Source organism: Flavobacterium sp., from assembly GCF_044361015.1.
Classification (GTDB): Bacteria; Bacteroidota; Bacteroidia; order Flavobacteriales; family Flavobacteriaceae; genus Flavobacterium.
On record NZ_JBIKJL010000106.1, the window covers coordinates 1 to 3,253 of the forward strand.

Genomic DNA, 3,253 nt, shown 5'->3' on the forward strand with positions numbered 1-3,253 from the left:
GAAATGACGTGATCTATGGTTTGCAAATCAAAATTAATATTTTGAAAATGTTGAAATAAATGCCCCGGCATTTGTTCCACTCTTTTATTAAAATTTATAACATCCAAAGCATCATTATCCATTTGTAAAGTGTAATCAATTAAGCTTTGTTTGAGGTCATTCGATTTGATACTATTAATATCCTTATTTGATATATTTTTTAAACCGGTATTTTCATTAGAAATAGTAAGCGTGTTAAAGAGTAGCACAATATATTTTTGATGCTTTAATATATCTTGCTCAGTATAATTCTTGGTAAGTAATAAGTCTCTGAATTGAATAATGGAGTCTAATTCTGTTTTTCTACCTCTTAAATAATAACCGTTTGCCAATAGGTTGGAAGAAAGATTTTCTTTATACAATTTGAGATTATCAATCAAAAATTTATTCGTTTTTTGGGCTTCTTTGTAGGTGTTGTATTTGGACGCCAAAGTGATCCCGATAAATATCAGCACTATCTCCAAAGCAATATAACCCAATTTAAATTTTTCGTAGAATTCTTTGTTGAAAATTCGTTTTGTTATAAACATATGTTAGATTTTAGTTTATTAAAAAAATTTATGGAGCATATATCCAAATTTAAAAACTAACCATTAAAAATGGGAAATTTCTTTTCATACCCCACCAATTTCGTTCTATTAACCTTTGTATAATTGAACAGTCATCTACAATTGATCTCTACATAACAGGATTGCAAGTAAGAGCTACTTTTTTTTACCGATAATTTTTTTAATCATTAAAACGATGATCAAAGCGATTCCGCCAAATAACAATCCAACCAGTGGTTCTTTAATGAGAGATGGTAATTGCGGGAGCATATGATGCAAAAAATCAATATTATGCACAAAAATCCCACCTGCTACCATGATTAAAGCGATGGTTCCAATGACTGCCAAACTTTTAATGACTTTTGGCAATGCATTGACAAGAAAAGTTCCAATTTTAGTTAAAAAGCTATTTTCATTTTTACTTAATTGTATAAGCTTGAATCCCAAATCATCCATGCGAACAATTAATGCTACAATACCATATACTCCTACAGTTGCAACTATGGAAACTACGGAAACTACAGCAATTTGCATCGATATGGATTTTTCTAAAACGGTTCCTAACGCGATGATGATGATTTCTACTGATAAAATAAAATCCGTTACAATTGCCGCTTTAATTTTTGCCTTTTCTTGAGCTAAAATTTCTTCTTCCGTTAAGGATTGCGTTAATGAAATCTTCGATTCTTTTGGGTGATGAGCAAATAGATACTCGTAAATTTTTTCAGCACCTTCGTATGCTAAATATAACCCTCCCAGTATTAGTATTACTTTAATTGCCGTAGGCGAAAAAGCACTAAGTAAAAAGGCAATTGGCAAAATAATTAATTTATTCAAGAAGGAGCCTTTGGTGATTGCCCATAAAACAGGTATTTCTCTGGAAGAAACAAATCCCGAAGCTTTTTCGGCGTTTACTGCTAAGTCATCCCCCAATATTCCTGCTGTTTTTTTTGTAGCAATTTTACTCATTGCCGCTACATCATCCATCATGGATGCAATATCATCTAACAGTGCGAAAAAACCTGATGCCATATTAATTATAAATTACTTTGTTTAAAACAACTGCTTTACTTTATTTGATAGTGCAAATTTACTTTATTCTGCGTGGAAATTCAATTATTTATTTTCAATCCGGAGCAAGTAAAATGACTAACTCCCTTTAATTTTTTTTCCAAACAAATCGCATCTTCCTTCTAAAGTTTCTAATTTTAACAACTATTATTCGCATTTTAGAAAAAAGACATTGAATTGAGATGGTATTTTTACTTATCTTTTAAAAACTCCACATTCCGTTTCAACCCTTCAAATTTAGTTCGCTTCACTGCAGAATTGTTGAATACCTTTTTAAAAACGTCTTCGGTAATTTCTTCCCAATCTTTTTTAGTGAACGAAAGCAGTTCAGGATTGACTTGAAAAAGAGGTTCGCTATGTGGCTTCGAAAAGCGGTTCCACGGACAAACATCTTGGCACACATCGCAGCCAAAAACCCAGTCGTCGAATTTACCTTTCATCTCCGTAGGAATGTTCTCTTTTAATTCAATCGTAAAATAGGAGATGCATTTACTGCCATCAACTACATACGGAGCGATAATGGCTTCTGTTGGGCAGGCATCAATGCAAGCGGTACAAGACCCACAATGATCGGTAGTTGGATTGTCGTATTCCAATTCTAAATCCACAATTAACTCGGCAATAAAATAAAAGGAACCTACTTTTTGAGTGATTAGATTGGTGTTTTTTCCCATCCAACCCAAGCCACTTTTGGCAGCCCAAACTTTGTCTAACACCGGAGCCGAATCCACAAACGCTCGACCGGAAACTTCACCGATTTCGGTTTGAATAAAATGCAACAATTCTTTCAGTTTTTCTTTAATAACCCAATGATAATCTTGTCCGTAGGCATATTTAGAAATCTTATAACTGTCCTCATTTTGGAATTCAGCCGGATAATAATTCAACAACAACGAAATCACACTTTTGGCTCCGTTCACTAATAAAGTTGGATTCAACCGTTTGTCAAAATGGTTTTCCATGTAACTCATTTGACCGTTCATGTTGTTGTTGAGCCATTTTTCGAGACGTGGAGCTTCTTCTTCGAGAAATCCTGCTTTGGAGATACCGCAAGAGAGGAAGCCGAGGCGTTTGGCTTCTTGTTTTATGATAGATGTTGGGTGGTTTTTGTTCATGGATGGAAGATGGGAGATGGAAGATGGAAGAAGTTCATGCTATCTTTCTGCTATTATTTTAATTGTGCTTTAAATGCTAAGGTCATATTCATTAAATCAAAATCATCTTTATATAAATTATCAAACAAATCTTGATTGATGTAATTTCTGCGTTTAGCCTTGTGTAAACAAGTGACAACTTCGGCAATTGAACGGATAGAATAACCCAAAAAACGATTAAATTCGGCTTTAGATTGTTCTATGGACCCCTCCGAAATATTTAATGCGATTGAATCGGAAGCTCGTAAAATTTGAGATGACAAATTATAAATTTCTCGCTTAGGAAAACTTTCTGCTAACAGATTAATTTCTTCACCAAAATCCATAGCTTTCTGCCAAATAATTAATTTTTCAAATTTAAAACTCATTTAAATGAAATTAAAATTAATACCTTTTGTCTTTCTTTTATAACCTTCTACCATCTTCCCGCTTCCATCTTCC

4 protein-coding genes are annotated in these 3,253 nt (G+C 33.4%); all 4 read right to left on the reverse strand.

Annotated elements, in window-relative coordinates; genetic code table 11:
- Positions 1-569 (reverse strand): hypothetical protein (locus tag ACIQ2Z_RS12785; RefSeq protein WP_396184552.1); only part of this gene is annotated, 569 nt, incomplete at its 3' end.
- Between the two features lie 174 nt (positions 570-743).
- Entirely contained in the window at positions 744-1,619 is an 876-nt protein-coding gene (locus tag ACIQ2Z_RS12790) for a DUF808 domain-containing protein (RefSeq protein ID WP_396184553.1), read from the reverse strand.
- Positions 1,620-1,849: 230 nt separating this feature from the next.
- Positions 1,850-2,773 (reverse strand): tRNA epoxyqueuosine(34) reductase QueG, encoded by a 924-nt coding sequence (gene queG, locus ACIQ2Z_RS12795; RefSeq protein ID WP_396184554.1) that lies wholly within the window; start codon positions 2,771-2,773, stop codon positions 1,850-1,852.
- Between the two features lie 53 nt (positions 2,774-2,826).
- Positions 2,827-3,180: a four helix bundle protein gene (locus ACIQ2Z_RS12800; RefSeq protein ID WP_396184555.1), complete on the reverse strand. Its 354-nt coding sequence runs from the start codon at positions 3,178-3,180 to the stop codon at positions 2,827-2,829.
- Between the last annotated feature and the right edge of the window lie 73 nt (positions 3,181-3,253).